Below are 21,754 nucleotides of genomic sequence, written 5' to 3'. Positions count from 1 at the left end.
TTATCTATAAAACTAATTCCGCTTATGATGTACAAGTGGAGAAATTTTATTGATTCAATAATAAGAGAGATTCGCGCTATTAGGATCTTTCGCACAATATAGAAAAAAGATAAATTATTATTATAAATTAATATGTTATTATATTTTAAGGAAGTTTATTATAAATAAAATATTTTCAGCAGTCATAGATTTTTTCTCTAAGAAAATGTGTTGTTTAATTAAGAAAAAGCGCTTCTTTAGTAGCGTATTTTTAAACTAAACTGTTTAGTTAAACGCTATAGAATATAAAATTTTTTATTACAAAAACGTATCACCATTGTTTTGTAAACAAGGGCAGAAATTTTAGACAATCAGTGGTTTAATTCATCAAATGTTTCAATAATATCATAGATGATTTTGTTTTTGTGTATCATACAAGGCACATAAGGAAAACAGTAAAATTTATCTGATATTTTGGAGCTTCATGCATTGCAACACCTGTTTCTAAGGTTCTATGAGCTTAACACGAAGAGTAATAAATGTAAAAAGTTTAATTAGTAAGTTTTTTAGAGTAGTATTATAGTTTATTTTAATTAATATTGCAATATTGATTCGTTTGTGTAATCTTATTTTAAATGCACAGAGGTGTTTTATGGATAGATTGCATCAAATACCAATGTGATGAAGAGGGGAAATGATATGAGTGTATAAAATTAGAATGGCTCGTCGTATTTTTTCTCTAAATTTGACTTTTTTTTTTATATTGAAGTAAAAATAGTAAAATTAATTGTTATTTCATTATAAGTTAATAAATTAAGTTGGAATTATATTTAATATTTTTTTGAAGTTACTTAAAAGCGCGTTGAAAGGATTAACTTAATCATGTCGCATAAAAATGTTTATTCTGCTGTTTCAGTATTAGTTGGAGCCGCTGCCCTTTTTCTTATAGCTGGTATTTCTGCAAATGCGCAAACTTTATCACAAGGTTGGTACAAAGTTTGCAGTAAGCAGCATGATGTTGATATTTGTAATACAATGAATACTGTATTATCGAATACGGGACAACCTTTAACGGCTTTTAATCTTGTTGAAATAAAAGGGAAGCAAAATGAAAAACGTATAGGCATTCAAGTGCCGACAGGTCGTTTTTTGCCAGAAGGTGTTCATATTAAAATTGGTGATGATTTCTCTAAAAAAATCCCTTATGTGATTTGTAATGGACCAAGTTGTATTGCCAATGATGTTTTAGATGATAAGCTTATAGCAGCTATGAAAAGTGGTACAAAAATGGTTGTAACCACAGTTAATTTCCGTGGTTCAGCTAATCCTATTGAATTTTCTCTGAATGGATTTACAGCAGCCTATACCGGTCCTGGTATGGAAGAAAAAGATTTTCAACAAGAACAAATAAAGCTGCAGCAAGCTATTCAATCAAAACAAAAAGAAATTGAAGAGCGTATGCGTGCTGAGCAAGAAAAAGCAAAACAAAAGTAATAAAACCACACCATAAAATTTGGTCAAAACGTTTTCTATAATTGTTTATTTGAACCGCCACAGTTTTCTGTGGCGGTTTTTTAAAATCCTTAATTTTTCGAAAGAATTCTGCGTTTCCACCAACCAATACGTTCAGTTTTGGAAGAATCATTAGGCGTTGATGAAATAACAACGGGTTGATTAATTGTTTCTTCAATTTGGGAAGGAGAGGTTTCGATAATTTCCTCCATCTCGATTACAGTTTCTTGCTCTAATATTTTTTGTACTTGCGTTGTCTCTTTAGAAGATGATTTTTTACGTGTTCCACGTGTTGATTTTTTACTCTTTTCAAGAGCTTTATCTTCTACCTCATGAATAGATTTGTCTGCTTTTTTTGTTTTAGTTTTACGCACCGAACTGGTTGTAGGTTTTTCTTCAAGAGATTTTTCTTCTGCAATATTTTGATCATTCTCTAAAGAAAGTTGATTTTCTATTACTTTTGAAGAACGTGTTTTACGTTTTTTAGGTTTAATACTTGTATCATTTTTTTCAGATTCACTCTGTTGTTGTATACCTAGAGCTTGTGTATTATTTTTTGTTTCTTCAAGTTCAAAAGATTTAGCAGATGAAACACGACGTTTGCGATGCGCTGCTTTAATTTCTGCTAAAGCTTGCTTAGAAAAATCTCCCACTGGTTCTGCATAAGGAACGCGAATCTGATGAAAACTATTATCTTGATTGCGTCGACCACCACGACGTCCTCGACGACGTCCTCGATGATAAGAATCATCATTCAAGGTATCTTCTTTTTTATGAACGTTGGAGAGAGAATGATCAGTAATTTCACCGTGACGATTTTTGCGCCGACGCTTTTGGTTTGTTTCAATGGGAGATGGATTTTCAATAGATTCACTCTTTATGAAAACAGAATCTTCAATTTCTTGCTTATTGTCACCTTCCAATGAAGATTGAGAAATTCTCTCTGCTATTGAGCCTTTAGAAATAACAAGATGTTGTGTTCCAATACTATCATCTGCTTCAATACTAATATTAAGTTTAAAGCGAGCTTCTAAATTAACAAGAATATTGCGTTTATGATTTAATACATAAAGCGCAGTTGCTACGGGAGTGCGCACGATAATATTATGTTGCGAATTATGAAGAAGATATTCTTCAATTGAGCGCATGACATGTAACGCAATTGATGATTCAGAACGTATAGTTCCTGTTCCTGCGCAATGTGGGCATGGCTGTGTCGTACTTTCTAAAACCGATATGCGAATACGTTGACGACTCATTTCTAAAAGGCCGAAGTGTGAAATATGACCAACTTGAATACGAGCACGATCGTTTTTTAAACAATCTTTTAATTTTTTTTCGACAAGCTTCACATTACGTTCTTCAAGCATATCGATAAAATCAATCACAATTAAACCAGCAAGGTCACGCAAGCGTAATTGACGCGCGACTTCTTCAGCAGCTTCAAGGTTAGTTTGTAAGGCTGTCTTTTCGACAGAGAATTCTTTCGTAGAGCGGCCAGAATTTACGTCAATAGCAACAAGTGCTTCTGTTTGATTAATAACAAGATAACCACCAGATTTTAAAGAAACTTGTGGTTGCAACATTTTATCAAGTTGAATTTCAATATTATTTCTTGCAAAAATGGGCGTAGGATCACGGTAAGGTTGCACAACTTTTGCATGACTTGGCATGAGCATACGCATAAAGTCTTTCGCTTCACGATATCCTTGGTCTCCAGATACAAGAATTTCACTAATGTTCTTATTGTAAAGATCTCGTATAGAACGCTTGATGAGATTGCTTTCTTCATGGACAAGGCATGGCGCCGTTGACTCGAGTGTCAAAGTGCGAATAGTATCCCATAACCGCATAAGATATTCATAATCACGTTTAATTTCAGCTTTTGTTCTATTGGCACCAGCGGTTCGTAAGATAACTCCCATACCTTTTGGAACGGCTAATTCTTTTACGATTTCTTTAAGACGCTTACGGTCTTGTACGTTCGTAATTTTTCGTGAAATACCACCACCACGTGCTGTGTTGGGCATTAGAACAGAGTAACGACCAGCTAGAGATAGATATGTTGTAAGGGCAGCACCTTTATTACCACGCTCTTCTTTGATAACTTGTACCAACAAAATTTGACGTCGTTTAATGACTTCTTGAATTTTATACTGGCGCCCTTGTTTTCTTTGATAAATCGGGAGCTCTTCACGGATATCCTCAGCACCGACCATTTCAATCTCATCGTAAGAGATATTGGCATTTAATGCTTCTTCTGTATTATCAATTATTGTCGCTTCAGATGTGATATCATTTTCAATATCGGCTGCTATAACATTGTTTTTTTCACTTTTTTTTGTTCTTCTGGAGCGTTTTTTATTTTTAGTTGCTTCTTCCGTAAAGGTATCTATAGAATTTTCTCCTACAGCTTCTTTTTCTTCTTCTTCAAGAAGAGCAAGGCGATCAGCAATAGGAATTTGATAATAATCAGGATGAATTTCAGAAAATGTTAAAAAACCATGTCGGTTTCCACCATATTCAACAAAAGCTGCTTGGAGAGACGGTTCTACACGCGTAATACGTGCGAGATAAATATTCCCCTTGAGCTGTTTTCTATGTTCTGATTCAAAATCAAGTTCTTCAATTTTGTTGCCGTGAACAACAACAACACGTGTTTCCTCCGGATGGGAGGCATCTATAAGCATTTTGTTTGACATAAGTTAATATCCTGAAGGCGACATGCACAATTTTATTCAAACGAATGCTATAACTATTCGTAAACATAAAAGGCTGTCTGCCATAAAAGGGAGGTACCAGAAAAACAGGACGGAACACCACGTGCAAAGGCATGACTGCATTTACACCATTTCTCATCATTATTTCCATCTGTTTTTTATGACTCATATTTCTTAAAAGTCTCCGGTAAAATAATCTTTAAAACAGTTCGGATATCCGAACCAACGAATCTTAAGTAATGCAATCCTAATGTTACAACATAGAAATTTTTCATCCATAAAAAAGTCTCAACGCATAATAGACAAAAAACCTCTAAAGACAACTTAATATGAGTTGCAGATAATTTAGATGACTATTATCAGCTAGGAAGCATAAATATTCTTTTATGTTGATATCATGCGTTTGGCAAGTAACAATGTAAATTTGGCAAGTAACAATGTAAATCATGTATAATTATAATATCTTTATGACCTTAATTCCATTTTGAGGTGTTAATTTAGCTTTTATTGAAAAATAGAGATAAATTGGTGTATCGTTTTATGTAACCAAGATAAATTATTACAAAGGTAATGTAGAGTATTTTGCTTATGATAAAAGTTTTTTTTACCAAAAAGCTGAAAACAGCTTATGGGGATGTTATTGTGCTCGTCACATACTTTTTATTATCTTTTTTGCTACTCCAAACTAGTGTTCAAGCCGCAGATCCTCTGAGACTTATTAATTTTCGAACCATTGGTGATAGTGTTCATACGCGTATTATTGCGGTTTTTAATTCAAAACCAAATGTTCGTTTACAGATTTTGGACAGGCCCGCACGTTTGGTTATCAATTTACCTACAATTGACTTTTCGATGCAAAATACGCCTTTAAAGAAACGGAATACATTATCCGTTATGCTTTCAGATGTGCGTTATGCTTTCTCTGACATACAGACTTCACGCATTATTTTGACAAGTAAAACGGCTTTTGTGGTTGAAAAAAATGTCGTAAAAAAATTAAATAATGGTTTATGGCAGTTGCTGATTGATATTCGTAAAAGTACACAAGAAAAATTTGATGAGATATTAAAAAAACAGCAAAGAAGCAATTTTGATACAAAAACACAGTTAATGCCAGCATATAATTTCCGTGTTGTTCTTGATCCTGGTCATGGTGGTATTGATGGTGGTGCACGGGGTGTTACTGGAATTTTAGAAAAAGATGTGACTTTAGACTTTGCGCGTGCATTGCGAGACGAATTACAAAAGGATTCTCATATTACCGTTGCTTTAACACGAGATTCCAATATTTTTTTAAGACTAAGTGAAAGAGTTAAAAAAGCGCAAGAGTTTGATGCTGATCTTTTTATATCTATTCACGCGGATACGATTGATCTACATTCTCTTCGCGGTGCCACAGTGTATACCATATCAGACAAAGCCTCTGATGCCATTGCAAAATCTTTAGCTGAAAATGAAAATAAAGTTGATTTGCTTGATGGTTTGCCTGCAGATGAAACGCTCGAAGTTACAGATATTTTGATGGATCTTACACGACGTGAAACACATACATTTTCGGTTAATTTTGCAAATAGTGTTATTTCAAGTTTATCAAAGAATCATATTAACTTGATTAATAACCCACATCGGTACGCTAATTTTCAAGTTTTAAGAGCTTCAGATATACCCTCAGTCTTGATAGAGATAGGTTATTTATCCAATAAAGAGGACGAAAAGTTATTAAATGATCCTCATTGGAGAAAACAAATGGCAGCCTCTATTGCTCATTCTATTCGTCAATTTGCTGATTATAGGCAGAAAATGATACAGCCTCTTTAAATTTGTGAGAAAATAGAGTATCAATAGGGGCTTCTAGTGTACCCTAGTATAAATAAAAGATAGAAAACAATTTCTCTTGATCTCAATCTTGTGGTGTTATCCACTTGGTGTGTTTGAAGTATAACGTATTTTTTCTTTGATTAATTCTTAAGAAAGCGATAGCCGTTTTTATGATGATTTTTTTAAGATATCTTCTTCGTTTTTTTGTTGCTATTGGACTTTGTGGTGCAATAATGTGGGGTGTTATGACCAGTGGTCAAGCAAATGCGCTTCCTGATTATGAAGTTCTTTCACTTTATGAGCCGCCAGTAATGACCCGCGTCCATGCTTCTGATGGTCGTCTTATGGCAGAGTTTGCAACAAAACACCGTCTTTATTTGCCGATTCAATCAATACCAAAGCTTGTTATAGATGCTTTTGTTTCGGCTGAAGACAAGAATTTTTATCATCATTTTGGTTTAGATCCCGAAGGGCTTTCTCGCGCTTTGATCAATAATATTCGTAATATTGGTTCTGGAAGACGTCCAGAGGGTGCATCAACTATAACGCAACAAGTCGCTAAAAACTTCCTTTTAAGTTCAGAAACAACGTTAGAACGTAAATTTAAGGAAGCTATTTTAGCAATGCGTATTGAGAAAACTTATTCAAAAGATCATATTCTCGAGCTTTACCTCAATGAAATTTATCTGGGTCGTGGCACTTATGGTATAGCAGCGGCTTCTTTGACTTATTTTAATAAATCCGTTAATGATCTGACGTTAGAACAATGTGCTTATTTGGCTGCTCTTCCAAAAGGACCAGCAAATTATGATCCATTTAAGAATACACAACGTGCTATTGAACGGCGTAATTGGGTTATAGACCGTATGATTGCAAATGGATATGTAACGCGTGAACAAGGTGAAAAAGCAAAAGCTAAACCTTTAGGAGCGACAATACGTGGGAGTGATAGCTATGTTTTTGCGGCTGATTATTTTACTGAAGAAGTGCGGCGTCGTTTAATACATCGCTATGGGGCTAAAACACTTTATGAAGGTGGGCTTTCCATTCGTACAACGCTTGATCCGCATTTACAACTTATTGCACGACGTGCTTTGCACAATGGATTAATTAGATTTGATCATGCGCAAGGATGGCGTGGAGCTTATGCGCATATTGATGAGAAAGGTGATTGGGGGATAGAACTTGCAAATATCACAGGGCTAAGTGATGTTCCTGAATGGCGTTTAGCTGTTGTTCTTTCTACTAATCCCAACAAAGTAGAGATTGGTTTACAGCCACAGCACGAAGCTTCAGGTATATTATCCCAAAAACGGGAAATTGCTGTTTTATCTGAAGCTGATTCAAAATGGGCTCTCCATGTTGTAAAAGAAAATGGTTATCGAAAAACTGTTCAGAACTTATCTCATGTTCTGCAAGTTGGGGATGTCATTTTTGTTGAAAAACTATCCAATACAAACAACACTTATCGTTTACAACAAATTCCAAAGGTTGAAGGTGCAATTGTTGCTATGGAACCTCATACAGGGCGTGTTCTTGCTATGGTGGGAGGATTTTCTTTTGCCGAATCTGAATTCAATCGTGCAACCCAAGCTTACCGCCAACCGGGGTCTGCTTTTAAGCCTTTTGTTTATGCAGCAGCTCTTGATAACGGATATACACCAGCATCCGTTGTTTTAGATGGCCCCATAGAAGTTCGTCAATATAATGGTGAAGTTTGGCAACCCAAAAATTATGGTGGTACCTTTGCAGGACCTTCAACGTTGCGTTACGGTATTGAGCATTCTCGTAATCTTATGACAATACGGCTTGCCAATGATATGGGAATGCCTCTTGTCGCTGAATATGCAGAACGTTTTGGGGTGGTAGATAAATTGCAGCCTTATCTTCCCATGGCTTTAGGGGCTGGTGAAACAACAGTATTACGGATGGTTACAGCTTATTCCGTTATTGCCAATGGCGGACGCTCTATTAAACCTTCTCTGATAGACAGAATTCAAGATCGTTATGGGAAGACAATTTATCGTCATGATGATCGTATTTGCGAAAATTGTAATACGAATTCATGGAATAATCAAAGTGAGCCCACATTGATTGATGAGCGAGATCAAGTTCTTGACCCTATGACGGCTTATCAAATTACATCGATGATGGAAGGGGTTGTTCAGCGTGGTACTGCGGCACGTTTACGTTATCTTAATCGACATATTGCCGCTAAAACAGGAACAACCAATGACTCTAAGGATGTCTGGTTTATGGGATTTACTCCTGACATTGTCGTTGGTATTTTTGTCGGTTATGATCAACCAGCTCCGTTAGGATATAATGGAACAGGAAGTTCATTAGCTGCACCTATTTTTGGTGATTTTATGGTAGATGCTCTTAAAGGGAAGCCAGATGTTCCCTTTAAGATGCCCAAGGGTATGATTTTAATGCCAATTAATCGAAAAACAGGAATGCTTGCCGAAAGAGGAGATCAAGATGTCATTATAGAAGCATTTAAACCAGGGACTGGTCCTGCTGATATCTATCAAGTCATTGGGAGTACGAATTCTTTTCAAGAAGGTGTTCCTGCAGTAACCACTTCTCCACAAGTCAATAAAGCTCTTGAAAGTGGGACGGGTGGGCTGTATTAATCGATAAATTTTTTTGCCATGAGTTATGGTTTTTATCTATTTTTTACAATGTCGGTTCCGTAAATAGAATGATAAAACCCTACCATTTTCTGATAGCTGCTTTTAAATTTGTATAAAATGCTAAGAGACATAACCAGAAAGAGTATTAAAAAATACGGTGTTAAATTATGCGAGCAGAAATAGAAACATTAGTTGATGAAATCCAGAAAGCAATTCAATTGCTAAGGGGGCATCTTTGACTGGGATCAATCACTAAAACGTCTCGAATATCTTAATCAAAAAGCGGAAGATCCATCCTTATGGGATGATGCGCAACGAGCACAGGATATGATGCGTGAGCGTCAACGTCTTGATGATTCAATTAATGGCCTTTTATCATTTACAAAAACTCTTGAAGAATGCATTGAGCTTATCGCGATGGGCGAAGAAGAAAGTGATGTTGAAATTATCGCTGAAGCAGAAAATTCAATACGTAATCTTAAAAGTGAGATAGATAAAAAGCAAATTGATGTGCTTCTTTCAGGAGAGGCGGATCCAAATGATACCTATTTAGAAGTTCATGCTGGGGCAGGGGGAACTGAGAGCCAAGATTGGGCTTCTATGCTCTTACGCATGTATATGCGCTGGGCTGAACAGCATGCAATGAAGGTTGAAGTTTTAGAAATTCATGATGGAGAAGAAGCAGGAATAAAGTCAGCGACTATTCTTGTAAAAGGGCATAATGCTTATGGAATGTTAAAAACAGAATCAGGCGTTCATCGCTTAGTGCGGATTTCCCCGTTTGATTCGAATGCAAAGCGCCATACCTCTTTTGCAAGCATTTGGGTTTATCCGGTTATTGATGATAATATTGAGGTTGATGTTTCAGAGGCAGATGTGCGGATTGATACATATCGTGCATCAGGAGCAGGAGGGCAACATGTTAATACGACAGATTCTGCCGTTCGCATCACACATATAAAAACGGGTATTGTTGTTCAATGTCAAACAGAGCGTTCTCAACATAAAAATCGCGCTACGGCTTGGTCGATGTTGCGTGCACGGCTTTATGAAGAAGAGCTTAAAAAAAGAGAAGAAGAAACCAATGCTGCTGAATCTTCTAAAACAGAAATCGGATGGGGACATCAAATTAGATCTTATGTTCTTCAACCCTATCAGCTTGTCAAAGATTTGCGTACAGGAATTGAAAATACTGATCCACAATCTGTACTTAATGGTAACTTAGATGTATTTATAGAAGCAGCGCTTGCTCGACGCATTTATGGACAAGATAAAGAAATTGAAGATATTAATTAATTATATATCATCCTTCAAGGATGCAAATTTGTTTCTTAAGTTGTTCATTTTACTGAGGTTGTGATTTACGGTAGCTCTTGATACTTGAGAGGTTCAAAGAGGTATTCTCTTTTTTCCTTTCTTCAAGTTTTTTCTCACACGCCAATCCTGCTATATAAACGAATTGATTTATAATGATAATTCACTGTTTTGCCTATTGAATGAGAATCCCGCATATCGTAAGATTCTTTCATTTCAAACTTGTTTATGTTGAATCAATCAAAATCACTTACTTGCACATAACAAACGGGGTGAGTGTATGGATAAAAATTATAGAAGAAAGGATTAAAAATGGCTCTTATGAACTATCTTAAGTACTAGGGGCTATCCTCAAACACCTACGAGCTGGCAAGTGTGTGATGGTGCCGGCTTGTTTCTTCACAAGCGTAAAGATGGGGGTGCTCAATGGACTTTTTATTATTTCATGGGAGACTTATCGTTATATCATTCACGAGGTGTCGACGTGAAATGGACTTGGGAGACAGATGTCTCTTTAAAACAAGCTTGTGAATGTGCACCCTAATGGCGCTTCTGTTTTACGTGAGGGGCGTGATCCTATTAAAGAACGCAATAAACAAAAGCGTGAGACAATAAGCAATCTCCATTATTTAAAAGATATTGCTCTAGAGACTTTTGAAAGTCGTAAAACCGAATTAAAGAATGATGGCAAAGATGGCAAATGGTTTTTATCTTTACGGCTTTAATTCTCCCACAATTAGGCTGTATTTCCGTTTCAGAGATTACACAAACAGAGATACACAATATCTTGCTCTTATTTGGCATACAAAAGCTGGCGCTGCTTACAAAGCTCTCATTCCGTTTCAATCGTTGTCCCAAACATGCTGCTGCACTATGACGGATGCAAGTGAATTGATTTTGATTCATTCAAAATAAGAAGAATCCGAAATGAGAAAAATTTACGATATTCAGGAGGATAATTTAAATGTAGAATAATCAGTTGTTCTTATAAAGCAATATATTATAAAAATTGAAACCATTGGAAAAATTAATACCAATTGGGAAGGAAAACTTTTGCTTTTTAAGATAAATCAAGCATTCTCTTTACAAGTCACCATTACGATGTAAAAGTGTTGCAGCAGCTAAAACATTCTCAGCATGTCCAGATACACTTACTTTGCGCCATTCTTCTGTTATTATTCCATGTGCATCAATTAAAAAAGTGCTCCGTTCAACACCCATATATTTGCGTCCATACATACTTTTCTCCACCCAAACACCATAAGCTTCAAGGGTTCTTTTTTCTTCATCAGAAACCAAGATAACATCAAGTTCATGTTTTACTTTAAATTTATCATGTTTTTTTACATTATCTGGAGAGATTCCAATAACAACAACACCAATTTCATCAAATTTCGTCTTTAATTGTGTAAAGTCAAGCGCTTCGCTTGTGCACCCACTGGTATCATCTTTGGGATAGAAATATAAAACAACAGTTTTTCCTTTAAAGTCAGAAAGACGCACTGTCTCTCCTCCATCGCGTGGTAAATTAAAATCAGGAGCAAGAGTACCTTTCATTGAGTTTATCATTTTTTTATCTTTCTTTTTAAGCGCAAAGATCAATCACTAGCATACAGAGAAGGAATAAAGTTTCAACTCTCTAAAATAGAATTATTTTAAAGACTTTTTCGCCATCATATAAAATTATTCTGTCATAAGAATTAAATTAAAAAATGAGGGAAGAAAGCGTAAGAAAGATCAATATCATGGATATAAATATAGAATGAATGAGACATCAATAGATTATAGCGGTTTGATCAAAATATGTTTTTTCTTTCCGAAAGAAAGTTTAATGATTCCTTCTGCTGTCACATCTTTTTCAATAATAAGGTGTGTTTCATCCTTTATTATTTGATCATTAACACGTACGCCCCCACCTTGAACGTGTCGGCGTGCCTCACTATTAGATTTAGCAAGTCCTGCTTGTACTAAAAGAGTGAGCAATCCAACACCTTTTTTTAATTTTGAGGAATTAATTTCAACAGTTGGAAGATTTTCTCCCAGAGTTTTTTCTTCAAACGTTTTGCGAGCCGTTTCTGCAGCTTCATCGGCAAGAGCGCGTCCATGCAACATTGCTGTAACTTCTGTTGCAAGAATTTTTTTTGCTTCGTTAATTTCAGTTCCTTGTAATAGAGAAAGTTTAAGAATCTCATCCATCGGTAATGGAGTATAGAGCTTTAGAAATCGTGTTACATCAGCATCTTCTGTATTGCGCCAGTATTGCCAAAATTGATAAGGTGAAAGCCTATCCGCATTCAGCCATACAGCCCCATTCAATGATTTACCCATTTTGGCACCGGAAGAGGTTGTCAGCAATGGTGATGTTAACGCATATAATTGCGGTGTTCCTAAACGATGCCCTAATTCAATTCCGTTAATAATGTTGCCCCACTGATCAGAGCCGCCCATTTGCATACGCAACCCATAACGTTTATAAAGTTCAACAAAGTCATAAGCTTGCAGAATCATATAATTAAACTCTAAGAATGACAAAGAGTGCTCACGCTCAAGTCTGAGTCTGACAGAATCAAATGACAACATACGGTTGACAGAAAAATGCTTTCCTACATCACGCAAAAATTCTAAGTAGTTTAAATTGCATAACCATTCAGCATTATTCACAATACAAGCATCGGTTTCTCGGTCACCGAATGTCAAATAGTTAGCAAATACCTTTTTAATACCATCAATATTTGCAGCAATATCATCTTGTGTCAGAAGGCGTCGTGCTTCGTCTTTGAAGGAAGGATCACCAATCAATCCGGTCCCTCCACCCATTAAAGCAATGGGGCGATGACCCGTTTTTTGTAACCAATAAAGCATCATAATCTGAAGAAGACTTCCAGCATGTAAACTCGATGCTGTTGGATCAAATCCAGTATAAGCACTTACAGTTTCTTTTGAAAAAAGATCATCTAAGCCTTTTTCATCTGAAATTTGGTGGATAAAACCACGTTCGCTCATAATATGTAAAAAATCAGATTTAAAGGCAAACACAGATTTAATTTCCTAATTTAAGAGTGCATTTATTGTATATAACAGGCGATTATATAATAAGTTATTAATGTGTTATCTATCATAACTGACGCACACCTCACAAGAGAAAGAGACATATTGGTAGTATAAAGATAATAACACAGGTATTATTTCTTTTTTACGCTAAAAAAGAGCCTTCTTAGTAATAGAAAAAAGGTATTCTGTTACTCTCATTTCTATCCTGAAATAAAATTTAGAAAAGTTTTAATATAGACTGAAAAAATACTTTGTTATGATCAGGGACGATTTTTGCTAATTTTTTATAAATCTATCGTATTTTCCTAAGTTAGTGAAAGTATTTCAGAAGGAGGAGCGAGAAGTTCATTGGAGATATGGTTATCCAAATAGTGGGCACATCGCTCAATAAGTTCTTCATGACATCCACTGAAAAAGTGATTAGCCTCTTCCAATATTTCTTGTGTGATGATGATACCTTTTTGTGTTTTTAATTTATCGACAAGTATTTGAACATCTTTTGGAGGGGCAACTTTATCGATACCGCCATGAATGATAAGTCCAGAAGATGGACAAGGTGCAAGAAATGAAAAGTCATAAACATTAGGCTGAGGAGCAACTGAGATAAATCCCTCAATTTCCGGTCGGCGCATTAAAAGCTGCATACCAATCCATGCTCCAAATGAGTATCCTGCTACCCAACAATTTTTAGAGTCTGGATGTTGTGTTTGCACCCAATCCAGAGCAGCAGCAGCATCTGAAAGTTCTCCTATTCCATAATCAAATTCACCCTGACTACGACCAATACCACGAAAGTTAAAACGTAAAGTTGTAAAGCCACGTTGTTGGAACATATAAAAGAGGTCATAGACAATTTTATGATTCATAGTTCCACCAAATTGGGGATGAGGATGCAAAATGATCGCAATGGGTGCATTTTTTTGTTGTGAAGGTTGATAACGCCCTTCGAGCCGACCCGCAGGACCGTTAAAAATAATTTCTGGCATAAAATGCTCCTTAATGCAATAAAAGGCTCTCTTTGACCCTGGTCGACTTTTACCATAGAATCTCTTAAATAATTATTAGATATTCTTTTTTTAGTGCACTTTTCAAGAAAATTGCGCTATTTTTTTAATCAATTCATAAGATTAATGATTGCGATGTAAAATGGTTATAAAACGCCGATATTTTGATCATAACGCAACAACACCACTCAAAAAAGTGGCACGGATGGCGCTACTAGAATCTTTAGAGATATTTGGTAATCCATCATCGGTTCATAAGGAAGGGCGTGCGGCTAAAACTTTGTTGCAAAAGGCCCGTCGGCAAATCGCTGAAAATCTTAAAACAGATCCAGATCATGTGATATTTACCTCTGGTGCGAGTGAAGCTGCAATGACTTTGTTAACACCCTTTTACAATATTGGGAAAGCAAAAGTTAAATTTTCTCATCTTTACCTTGGAGCGACTGAACATCCCTCTGTTGCAGAGGGAGGACGTTTTTCTAAAGAGTTGATAAGCGTCATTGCTGTTGATCAAGATGGGCTCATTCAACAAGATAAATTAACATCACTCTTAGTGGCTCACGATAAAACAAAAGGTTTACCTCTTGTTGCTATTCAAGCTGCAAATAGTGAAACTGGTGTTGTTCAACCATTAAAAGAAATAGCTGCTGTTGTTCGGGATTTAGGAGGCACTCTTATTGTTGATTTGACACAATATGTAGATAAAAATTTTGTGGATATTCATCAGTTAGGAGGAGACTTTTTTATACTGTCTGCACATAAAGTTGGTGGTCTTAAAGGAATCGGTGCTTTTGTTTCATGTGGTAATCTTCTCATGCCACACCCTCTTATTATTGGGGGAGGACAAGAAAAAGGTCTCCGTGGAGGAACAGAAGCATTGCCTCTTATAGCTGCTTTTGGAGCAGCAATGGCTGATTGTTTCACACAGGAAGAAATAAAACAGTTAATATATTTACGCAATAAATTAGAAGATGGACTACAAAAAGTAAGTAAAAATGTTGAAATTTTTGGCAAAAGAGTTCAACGTTTGCCAAATACAACTTACTTTACCGTGAAAAATATAAAAGCTGAAACGATGCAAATTGCTTTTGATTTAGAAGGGTTTTCTGTATCAGCTGGCTCTGCCTGTTCTTCGGGAAAAGTAAAACAAAGCAAAGTGTTGGAGGCAATGGGGTATCATATTCCAAATGGTGCCATTCGCATTTCGCTAGGGCGTGGTACAACTTCTGAAGATATTGATGATTTTCTGTCGTTTTTTTCTCAAATTATAAGCAGGAAAAAAGGAGAAGATTTATCATCAGAAAGTTATAAAAATTAGAATTATTTTAAAAATAAAATAAGTTTGATTGAAATTTTTGCACTTTACCTATAGCCTAGGAGATAACTTGCTTACTTTAATCTTGTAAAAAACAAGACTTTAGTTACCGGTTTTTGACGCCAAAAAATGGAGAAAATTTATGCCGGCAGTACAAGAAACGATACGCCAAGTACGTGAAATAGATGTTGACCAATATAAATATGGTTTTGAAACCAATATTGAAACCGATAAAGCTCCAAAAGGCTTAAATGAGGATATTATCAAATTTATTTCCGTTAAAAAAAATGAGCCTGAATGGATGCTAACATGGCGCTTAAAAGCTTACCGCCGTTGGCTGACAATGCAAGAGCCTCATTGGGCGCGTCTTGAATATCCTAAAATTGATTTTCAGGAGCTTTATTATTATGCTGCTCCAAAAAATCATACAGGACCAAAATCTTTGGATGAAGTGGATCCTGAGTTATTAGCAACGTACGAAAAACTTGGCATTCCTCTTAAAGAACAAGAGATTTTGGCAGGAGTAAGAAAACAGTCTGATCCCTCCACTTTTGATGACAGTATGTCTGTATCGGGGCAGGTGGCTGTTGATGCAGTCTTTGATTCTGTTTCTGTTGTAACAACATTCAAAAAAGAGCTGGCACGTGCTGGTGTGATTTTTTGTTCTATTTCAGAGGCGATTATTGAACATTCTGAGCTTATTAAAGAATATTTAGGAACAGTTGTACCTATAAGTGATAATTATTATGCGGCTTTAAATGCAGCTGTCTTTACAGATGGTTCATTTGTTTATATTCCCAAAGGGGTTCGTTGTCCTATGGAGCTTTCAACTTATTTTAGGATTAATGAACGCAACACTGGCCAATTTGAACGAACATTGATTATCGCCGCTGAAGATTCCTATGTTTCTTATCTTGAAGGGTGTACAGCACCCCAACGTGATGAAAACCAACTTCATGCTGCTGTTGTTGAGCTTATTGCGCTTGAAAATGCGGAGATTAAATATTCTACAGTACAAAACTGGTATCCTGGCGATAAAGATGGAAAGGGCGGTATTTATAATTTTGTGACGAAGCGTGGAGATTGTCGAGGTGATAACTCTAAGATTTCATGGACACAAGTTGAGACCGGTTCTGCGATTACTTGGAAATATCCATCCTGCTTACTGCGCGGTGAGAACGCGCGTGGAGAATTTTATTCTATTGCTGTTGCAAACGGTCATCAACAAATTGATTCCGGTACAAAAATGATTCATTTAGGAAAAAATACATCCAGTCGTATTATTTCCAAAGGCATTTCTGCTGGTTTTTCAAATAACACGTATCGAGGACAAGTTACAGCGCATAGAAAAGCACAAAATGCGCGTAACTTTACGCAATGTGATAGTTTGTTAATCGGGAATGATTGTGGTGCGCATACAGTTCCTTATATTGAAGCAAAAAATGCAACAGCTCAGTTTGAACATGAAGCCACAACATCAAAAATTTCCGATGACCAACTTTTTTATGTTATGCAAAGAGGAATTCCTGAAGAAGAAGCTATCGCATTAATTGTAAATGGTTTTGTAAAAGAGGTCATTCAAAAACTTCCCATGGAATTTGCTGTTGAAGCGCAAAAGCTTATTGGTATTAGCCTTGAAGGTAGTGTTGGATAATTTTATTTAATGAGATAAATAGAAGACTTTATGTAACAAGGCTGTAACGGTAGCACATAATGCTAAAAATAACCTCTATGGTAATTACAAAAGTAGATGGATGCTAAGGTAAAATAATACGCATTGATATCTGAAAAACAGCCAAAACAGGATTAAATGATGTTAGAGATAAAAAATTTGCACGCCCGTATTGCTGAAACCGATACAGAAATTATTCGTGGTTTAAACTTGACAGTTCAAGACGGAGAAGTTGCCGCTATCATGGGACAAAATGGAGCCGGAAAATCAACTTTATCTTATTTGCTTGCTGGTCGTGATGATTATCAAATAACAGAAGGAGATATTCTCTATAATGGACAATCACTTTTAGAAATGGATCCAGCAGAACGTGCTGCATATGGTGTTTTTCTTGCATTTCAATATCCAATGGAAATACCAGGGGTAGCAACAATGGAATTTTTAAAAGTTGCGATGAATTCTCAACGCAAAGCGCGAGGTGACGAAGAACTTAAAATTCCTGAATTTATAAAATGTGTTAAAGAAGTTTCAGCCAAACTTGAAATAGATATGGATATGCTAAAGCGTCCATTAAATGTAGGTTTTTCAGGTGGAGAAAAAAAACGCGCTGAAATTTTACAAATGGCACTTCTTGAGCCTACACTTTGCATTTTAGATGAAACGGATTCTGGTTTAGATATTGATGCACTAAAAATTGTTGCAGATGGTGTTAATAAACTTCGCGATTCAAAACGTTCATTTTTGGTGATTACCCATTATCAACGGCTGCTTAATTATATTATTCCTGATACGGTACATGTTCTTTATAAAGGACAAATTATCAAAAGCGGTGATAAATCCTTAGCGCTTTATTTAGAGCAAAATGGGTATGCTGATCTTATTAGGGAAGCGGTTTGAGGTTATTAAATATGAATGCACAGCAAAACTTGTTAGCGGTTGAAGAAAATATACTCAGTAATTTTAATCAGTATGTAAACCACTTACCTGGTGATAAAGCTGTACAGGAAATCCGCAAGAAAACTATTGAGCAGTTTCAAACGACACGGCTTCCTTCCCGTAAAATCGAAAGTTGGCATTATACCAATCTGCGTACCTTACTGAAGTCTATTAGCAATTTTTCAAAAGTTCAAGACAATCAATTGGTTGATGCATTGCTTTCAGAAAGTGCTGTTTTCTCCATAAACAATGGAAAAACATCGATAGAGTCAAAGATAGACAATATTGCAGTAAAACGCCTTTCAGATGCATTAGAAGATAATTCTGTACAGATAAATCAAAACATTTCTGATGAAGATTTTATTGGACAGTTAAATACAGCTTTTGTTACAGATGGTTGGCTTTTTCACATCCCTGAAAATACAAAGTTAAATATCCCCATTGAGTTACAAAATATACAAATGGGGGGACAATCTCATATTTTTTCGGATATAAAAGTTGATAAAAATAGTCAAGTTATGTTTATTGAACATCAGGTTGGCAATGATAAAGATACCTTTGTCAGTTCAATATTTTCATTAAATGTTGCTGCTGATAGTGATGTTACGTGGATTCTCATTCGCAATCGTGATTTTAATTCTACACAATTTGGTCGATTTTGTGCTGTTCTTGATCAAAGAGCGAAGTTATCACTTTATGTCATTAATATAGGGAGTCAATTAAATCGCCAAGAAATCGATATTGAATTACAGGGAGAAGAATCTGACTTTCAATTACGCGTCATAAATTTATTATCAGGACAAACACATAGTGATCTTACAATGACTGTTCGTCACGTGGAAGAAAAATCAACATCAACCGAAATTATACGCAATGTGGTTACAGATAAGGCTGTTGGTGTTTTCCAAGGAATAATACGTGTTTCTCAAAAAGCGCAAAAAACAGATGCACGCATGGCTTGTAATAGCCTTATTCTTTCAGATGATGCAGAATTTAATGCAAAGCCTGAATTAGAGATTTTTGCTGATGATGTTGCATGCGGTCATGGTGCAACAGTTGCTAATATTAATCATGATTATCTTTTTTATCTCATGGCGCGCGGTATTCCATTTAAAACGGCTCGTGCACTTTTAATTAAAGGATTTATCTCTGAGCTTATTGATGACATCAAGCAAGATAATATTCAGATTATTTTGGAGAATATCATTGGTAAATGGCTTGAAAAAAATGTTTAAGGTGGAAAAAATGGAAAATAACGTACAAACATTTACTTATAATGTAGAAGAAATTCGGCGTGATTTTCCTCTTTTGCACCATCAAGTTTATGGAAAGCGATTAGCCTATCTTGATAGTGCTGCTTCTGCCCAAAAACCACAATCAGTACTCAGTGCAATGAATAATTATTATCACTATAGTTATGCTAATGTGCATAGGGGAATGTACTTTTTAGCCAATGCAGCAACGCAATCCTATGAAAATTCTCGTGAAACCGTTCGTGTTTTTCTAAATGCACAAAAAGCTGAAGAAATTGTTTTTACGAAAAATGCAACGGAAGCTATTAATACTGTTGCTTATGGTTGGGCTATGCCCAAGCTCAAGGAAGGTGATGAGATTGTTCTAACGATTATGGAACATCATTCAAATATTATTCCTTGGCATTTTCTTCGGGAACAAAAAGGTGTTAAACTTATTTTTGTTCCTGTCGATGAAAATGGTGTTCTGCACATTGAAGATTTCCAAAAGTCTTTAAGCGAAAAAACGCGGCTTGTTGCTATAACGCATATGTCCAATATATTAGGAACTGTGCCTCCTGTTAAAGAGATTATTAAGCGAGCACATCAAAATTCTATTCCGGTTCTTGTTGATGGTTCTCAAGGGGCAGTACATTTAACCGTTGATGTGCAAGATCTCGATTGTGATTGGTATGTCTTTACAGGTCATAAGCTTTATGGACCTACTGGTATTGGTGTTCTGTATGGTAAAGAAGATAGATTAGAAGAAATGCGTCCTTTTCAAGGGGGAGGGGAAATGATCGAGGAGGTAACAACCGATAAGGTTTTTTATAATGCTCCTCCTTACCGTTTTGAAGCAGGCACTCCTCCTATCGTTGAATCTATTGGATTAGCAGCGGCTATTGATTATATACAAGAGAAAGGTTGTAGCACGATTCATGCCCATGAGAGGTCCCTTTTAGCTTATGCGCAGGAAAAACTTAAAATGGTTGAGTCATTGCGTATTTATGGTCATTCTCCCAATAAAGGAGCTATTATATCATTTACAATTGAAGGGATTCACGCCCATGATATCGCTATGTTTATTGATAGAAGAGGAGTTGCAATCCGCGCCGGAACTCATTGTGCTCAGCCTTTATTACAGCGCTTTGGTCTAGCATCTATTTGCCGCGTATCGTTAGCCATGTATAACACTCAAGAGGATATAGATCAATTAGTAGAAGCATTGCAAGAAACAAGGACATTTTTTAATGGCTGAATCAATTGAAGAGCGTCATTCTACAGAATCCGTTGAAACTGTAAGCGAAAATAAAAAATCTTACATATCAGCAATTCCAGCAGACGAAATTGATCGTATGACAAATGATATTATTGCTGCTCTCAAAACAGTTTATGACCCAGAGATTCCTGCTGATATTTATGAGCTAGGACTGATTTATCGTATTGATATTGAAGATGATCGTTCAGTAAAAATTGAAATGACTCTTACAGCACCGGGATGTCCTGTTGCAGGTGAAATGCCGGGGTGGGTAGAAAATGCAGTTAGTGCAGTTGAAGGGGTTTCGTATGTTGAAGTCACTATGACTTTTGATCCACCATGGACACCTGATTGTATGTCAGAAGAAGCTCAAATTGCTGTCGGATGGTACTAAAAGTATTGTTAAGAGACTCTAATCTAGCCATTCATGAATAAGCTGTTTACTTTTCACAAGCGTTTAAATTTAAGGGCGATCGCATGAGTTATAATAAACAAAAATTAGAACTCACTTGGATTGGAAAAGAAAAACGCCCAAAACTAGAGCCTCGTATTTTATTGGAAGATCTTGAAAAATCTTATCACGCTCCGCACCAAGTATCTACCCAAGATATTTTTGATAATAAACTTATTTTTGGTGATAATTTGTTCGCGCTCAAAGCGCTGGAACAAGAATATATGGGGAAGGTAAAATGTATCTATATCGATCCGCCTTATAATACAGGCAATGTCTTTGAACATTATGAAGATGGTTTAGAGCATTCCATATGGCTCAGTCTTATGAGAGACAGGCTAGAATTGTTACATCGTTTACTGGCGGAAGATGGAAGTATTTGGATTTCCATTGATGATGATGAACAAGCCTATCTAAAAGTGATGATGGATGAAATTTTTGGTCGCCAAAATTTCATCAATAATATTATTTGGCAAAAGAAATATGCCCCACAGAATGATACAAAGTGGCTTTCCGATAACCATGATTTTATAATGGTTTATGCCAAAGATAAAACGATTTGGCGCCCTCAATTGCTTCCTCGTTCAAACGATATGGATGCGCGCTATAAAAATCCTGATAATGATCCTCGTGGTCCTTGGAAATCGGGAGATTTATCCGTGAAAAGAGTAACACCTAAGGATATTTATGAAATCATCACACCTTCTGGACGCAAGGTAATGCCTCCTAATGGTAGAAGTTGGGCTATGAATAAAAAAAAATTCTTTGAATTATTGAATGATAATCGTATTTGGTTTGGCCCCACAGGAAGCAATGTTCCTTCTTTGAAGCGTTTTTTATCAGAAGTAAAGAATGG

15 protein-coding genes and 1 pseudogene are annotated in these 21,754 nt (G+C 36.1%); 12 read left to right on the top strand and 4 right to left on the bottom strand.

Annotation, left to right across the window (positions count from 1 at the left end; translation table 11 throughout):
• The first annotated feature begins 861 nt into the window (after window positions 1-861).
• Entirely contained in the window at window positions 862-1,473 is a 612-nt protein-coding gene (locus ACFIN0_RS03440) for an invasion associated locus B family protein (protein ID WP_375610352.1), read from the top strand.
• An 89-nt stretch (window positions 1,474-1,562) separates the two neighbouring features.
• Here ACFIN0_RS03440 and ACFIN0_RS03435 read toward each other — a convergent pair whose 3' ends face one another.
• The gene (locus ACFIN0_RS03435; RefSeq protein ID WP_375701924.1) at window positions 1,563-4,193 is read right to left on the bottom strand and encodes an Rne/Rng family ribonuclease; all 2,631 of its coding nucleotides are present in this window, start codon (window positions 4,191-4,193) and stop codon (window positions 1,563-1,565) included.
• Between the two features lie 606 nt (window positions 4,194-4,799).
• Here ACFIN0_RS03435 and ACFIN0_RS03430 point away from each other — a divergent pair.
• From ACFIN0_RS03430 to ACFIN0_RS03415, 4 genes and pseudogenes are all read left to right on the top strand, one after another.
• The gene (locus ACFIN0_RS03430) at window positions 4,800-6,029 is read left to right on the top strand and encodes an N-acetylmuramoyl-L-alanine amidase (protein WP_375606850.1); all 1,230 of its coding nucleotides are present in this window, start codon (window positions 4,800-4,802) and stop codon (window positions 6,027-6,029) included.
• A gap of 170 nt (window positions 6,030-6,199) precedes the next feature.
• Entirely contained in the window at window positions 6,200-8,665 is a 2,466-nt protein-coding gene (locus tag ACFIN0_RS03425; protein ID WP_375701923.1) for a penicillin-binding protein 1A, read from the top strand.
• 167 nt (window positions 8,666-8,832) lie between these two features.
• Window positions 8,833-9,961, top strand: a protein-coding gene (prfB, locus tag ACFIN0_RS03420; RefSeq protein WP_375606852.1) for a peptide chain release factor 2 whose coding sequence is annotated in 2 segments (ribosomal slippage) — window positions 8,833-8,901 and window positions 8,903-9,961 — 1,128 coding nt in all. Because the reading frame shifts where the segments join, the coding sequence is not laid out codon by codon here.
• 463 nt (window positions 9,962-10,424) lie between these two features.
• Window positions 10,425-10,853, top strand: a pseudogene (locus ACFIN0_RS03415) (integrase); the annotation flags it as partial.
• Window positions 10,854-11,062: 209 nt separating this feature from the next.
• Here ACFIN0_RS03415 and ACFIN0_RS03410 read toward each other — a convergent pair.
• From ACFIN0_RS03410 to ACFIN0_RS03400, 3 genes are all read right to left on the bottom strand, one after another.
• Entirely contained in the window at window positions 11,063-11,548 is a 486-nt protein-coding gene (locus tag ACFIN0_RS03410) for a peroxiredoxin (RefSeq protein ID WP_375610354.1), read from the bottom strand.
• A gap of 213 nt (window positions 11,549-11,761) precedes the next feature.
• On the bottom strand, window positions 11,762-13,015 hold the full coding sequence (gene tyrS, locus ACFIN0_RS03405) for a tyrosine--tRNA ligase (protein ID WP_375701922.1): 1,254 nt from the start codon (window positions 13,013-13,015) through the stop codon (window positions 11,762-11,764).
• Between the two features lie 320 nt (window positions 13,016-13,335).
• Window positions 13,336-14,016, bottom strand: coding sequence for an alpha/beta hydrolase (locus ACFIN0_RS03400; protein WP_375610356.1), 681 nt, complete (start codon window positions 14,014-14,016; stop codon window positions 13,336-13,338).
• A gap of 160 nt (window positions 14,017-14,176) precedes the next feature.
• Between ACFIN0_RS03400 and ACFIN0_RS03395 the strand changes: the two genes are divergently transcribed.
• The 7 genes from ACFIN0_RS03395 to ACFIN0_RS03365 form a co-directional block, all read left to right on the top strand.
• Window positions 14,177-15,352, top strand: a complete 1,176-nt coding sequence (locus ACFIN0_RS03395) for a cysteine desulfurase family protein (RefSeq protein WP_375701921.1) — start codon at window positions 14,177-14,179, stop codon at window positions 15,350-15,352.
• Window positions 15,353-15,491: 139 nt separating this feature from the next.
• Entirely contained in the window at window positions 15,492-17,003 is a 1,512-nt protein-coding gene (sufB, locus tag ACFIN0_RS03390) for a Fe-S cluster assembly protein SufB (protein WP_375606857.1), read from the top strand.
• Window positions 17,004-17,162: 159 nt separating this feature from the next.
• Window positions 17,163-17,918 carry a Fe-S cluster assembly ATPase SufC gene (gene sufC / locus ACFIN0_RS03385; RefSeq protein WP_375606924.1) on the top strand — a complete coding sequence of 252 codons (756 nt, stop codon included), beginning with the start codon at window positions 17,163-17,165 and terminating at the stop codon, window positions 17,916-17,918.
• Window positions 17,919-17,929: 11 nt separating this feature from the next.
• The gene (gene sufD / locus ACFIN0_RS03380) at window positions 17,930-19,192 is read left to right on the top strand and encodes a Fe-S cluster assembly protein SufD (RefSeq protein ID WP_375608371.1); all 1,263 of its coding nucleotides are present in this window, start codon (window positions 17,930-17,932) and stop codon (window positions 19,190-19,192) included.
• A 10-nt stretch (window positions 19,193-19,202) separates the two neighbouring features.
• Window positions 19,203-20,447, top strand: coding sequence for a cysteine desulfurase (locus ACFIN0_RS03375; RefSeq protein WP_375606859.1), 1,245 nt, complete (start codon window positions 19,203-19,205; stop codon window positions 20,445-20,447).
• Entirely contained in the window at window positions 20,440-20,841 is a 402-nt protein-coding gene (locus ACFIN0_RS03370) for an SUF system Fe-S cluster assembly protein (RefSeq protein ID WP_273787976.1), read from the top strand. The genes ACFIN0_RS03375 and ACFIN0_RS03370 overlap by 8 nt, the downstream gene beginning before the upstream one ends.
• A gap of 83 nt (window positions 20,842-20,924) precedes the next feature.
• The coding region (locus ACFIN0_RS03365) for a site-specific DNA-methyltransferase (protein ID WP_375701920.1) at window positions 20,925-21,754 on the top strand (830 nt) is incomplete at its 3' end.

This window comes from Bartonella sp. AA89HNZF, from assembly GCF_042196905.1.
In the GTDB taxonomy this organism is placed as follows: domain Bacteria; phylum Pseudomonadota; class Alphaproteobacteria; order Rhizobiales; family Rhizobiaceae; genus Bartonella.
The sequence above is the reverse complement of the archived record's forward strand: the minus strand, read 5'-3'. Positions and strand labels throughout refer to the sequence as shown.

Coding starts and splice junctions, on each gene's coding strand:
- ACFIN0_RS03440 (WP_375610352.1), top strand. CDS start 862: ATGTCGCATAAAAATGTTTATTCTGCTGTTTCAGTATTAGTTGGAGCC.
- ACFIN0_RS03435 (WP_375701924.1), bottom strand. CDS start 4,193: ATGTCAAACAAAATGCTTATAGATGCCTCCCATCCGGAGGAAACACGT.
- ACFIN0_RS03430 (WP_375606850.1), top strand. CDS start 4,800: ATGATAAAAGTTTTTTTTACCAAAAAGCTGAAAACAGCTTATGGGGAT.
- ACFIN0_RS03425 (WP_375701923.1), top strand. CDS start 6,200: ATGATGATTTTTTTAAGATATCTTCTTCGTTTTTTTGTTGCTATTGGA.
- ACFIN0_RS03410 (WP_375610354.1), bottom strand. CDS start 11,548: ATGATAAACTCAATGAAAGGTACTCTTGCTCCTGATTTTAATTTACCA.
- ACFIN0_RS03400 (WP_375610356.1), bottom strand. CDS start 14,016: ATGCCAGAAATTATTTTTAACGGTCCTGCGGGTCGGCTCGAAGGGCGT.
- ACFIN0_RS03395 (WP_375701921.1), top strand. CDS start 14,177: ATGGTTATAAAACGCCGATATTTTGATCATAACGCAACAACACCACTC.
- sufB (WP_375606857.1), top strand. CDS start 15,492: ATGCCGGCAGTACAAGAAACGATACGCCAAGTACGTGAAATAGATGTT.
- sufC (WP_375606924.1), top strand. CDS start 17,163: ATGTTAGAGATAAAAAATTTGCACGCCCGTATTGCTGAAACCGATACA.
- sufD (WP_375608371.1), top strand. CDS start 17,930: ATGAATGCACAGCAAAACTTGTTAGCGGTTGAAGAAAATATACTCAGT.
- ACFIN0_RS03375 (WP_375606859.1), top strand. CDS start 19,203: ATGGAAAATAACGTACAAACATTTACTTATAATGTAGAAGAAATTCGG.
- ACFIN0_RS03370 (WP_273787976.1), top strand. CDS start 20,440: ATGGCTGAATCAATTGAAGAGCGTCATTCTACAGAATCCGTTGAAACT.